This window comes from Frateuria flava, assembly GCF_017837635.1.
Taxonomy (GTDB): Bacteria; Pseudomonadota; Gammaproteobacteria; order Xanthomonadales; family Rhodanobacteraceae; genus Frateuria_A; species Frateuria_A flava.
This window is the reverse complement of the sequence record NZ_JAGJRS010000032.1, coordinates 1-1,627: the sequence shown is the minus strand read 5'-3', so window position 1 is coordinate 1,627 and position 1,627 is coordinate 1. Positions and strand designations below refer to the sequence as shown.

The 1,627-nt window shown below is 58.5% G+C and carries 2 protein-coding genes; both read right to left on the bottom strand.

Features of this window, described 5'->3' with window-relative positions:
- Window positions 1-332 precede the first annotated feature (332 nt).
- Window positions 333-512 carry an Imm32 family immunity protein gene (locus tag J7I44_RS17055; protein WP_425599765.1) on the bottom strand — a complete coding sequence of 60 codons (180 nt, stop codon included), beginning with the start codon at window positions 510-512 and terminating at the stop codon, window positions 333-335.
- A gap of 130 nt (window positions 513-642) precedes the next feature.
- On the bottom strand, window positions 643-1,627 hold a 985-nt coding region (locus J7I44_RS14650), incomplete at its 5' end, for an RHS repeat domain-containing protein (protein ID WP_209622455.1).

Sequence of the window (1,627 nt, the reverse complement as noted above, 5' to 3'; positions counted from 1 at the left end):
ACGTCCCGGTCGTGCTGCCCACGACGCTACCGGTGCTGGCATCCTTGACTTCGTAGTACGTGGCGCCAGCGGACGCCTGCCACACGACCGTCAGGGTTTCGAGCTTGGGATTGACGCGCAGGTCGTTGGCGTACACCCCCGTGGGCGCCGGTGGCGGGATGGCGATTGCCACGGTCGCGACCGCCCTATAGGGCCCGCAACTGCATTGCAGGCGCGGGCCCGGCAACCGTAGAGTCTTAATTACCCCGTCCCTTTAGTTACCGCTGCGTGGATTTCACACAAACAGCGGGCAGGTGGCGAGAATTCCCTCTAGACAGAATGGTTCCCTCAAACTAAGCCGAAGGATCCCATGGAGCGTTTTTAAACGCTATCACCAGGGGTATATCACATTCGTCTAGGACCGAGTGCCGGTCGAGATGTTGGTGAGCACCGTTGAAACCCTTGCTAGCCACCTCCAGGACGAGCCTTGCGAAATGAACGAGCCCCTCTTGGTTGCCACTTACAACCACCATGGGTTCGCCTGAAGAAAGCCCAACAGCCAAAGCTATATTCGATGTGCCATCGGAGCTACTAGATGCATCATCCAGCCGACGGAGGGAGCTAACAACATCATTCAGTGACGCATTCTTGTCCGTAGACATTCTACTTTTCCTCAGGAAGAAAAATGTGTCTATTTCCCTTCGAAATAAAGCTCTCTTTGCCGTTTGGCTTCACGACAGTACTTCCTGACTCTAGGTTTATGTGTGGCGCTCCCGCGTGGTTTCCTGCCTTTGCCAAATCGGAATCCGTCATGCGCACCAAGCGAGTGCCATCTTGTGATTTGAATACCCCGTCGGCGATTTGGCGATAACCCGCACCCAAATGATCGATCGCAGCCGCAAGGGCCTTGGCAGTCGGCAGCTTGGCCCCGTCTTTAAGCGCTGCAGAGAAGCCTTTTACGCCAATGCGCGCCTCGTCCCGTCCAGGAAGAAGATCCACCCCGATAATCACAGCCGCCTGTGTCTTGGAGCAGCCTCCATCGCATCCTGCGAGCCCTCCACCCGGCAAATATGACACAACTTCGGCAACGTTTCTTTGGAAGGCTTCTTTATCTTGATTGGCCTCAGCTGTGACTTGGTGCAACACATCAAGCCACTTTCCTAAGGCAGGTAATGGCGCGTGGCCATCGGGATCCACATTTCTTAGGGGGTTGTTTGCCGCATATAGGTAGCGCGAGAACGAAACAGTGTTCCCTGGCTCAGGCCGTTCTGGGTCGATCGTCAAAAAGCGACGCGTTTCCGGATCGTAATACCTCGCCTGCATGTACACGAGTTTCGTATCCGGATCCTCCACATGCCCCGTATACCCCGGTCCCGCCGCCACTGGCCCCGCCTGCTGCCTGCCATAGGGCCGATAGTCGTACCGCGCGATGATGTTGCCCTGGGCATCCTCCCGCGCCAGCACCGTGCCCTGCACATCCGTCAGCACGTACGTCGTCGTTTCCGCCGCCGGCGCCGGGCCACCCCAGCACAGGCTCAGCATTGTCAGCACGACCGCCGCAACGCGCGCCCACGCCGCGCTTCTCCAACCTGATGCTTTCACGATCGCTCCCTCCCTGATCCACGGCCGGCCCGCGCCACCGCGCCGC

What these genes read in the sequence shown, in the direction of transcription:
- J7I44_RS17055 (WP_425599765.1), bottom strand. Translation starts at nt 512, where the DNA reads ATGGTGGTTGTAAGTGGCAACCAAGAGGGGCTCGTTCATTTCGCAAGG.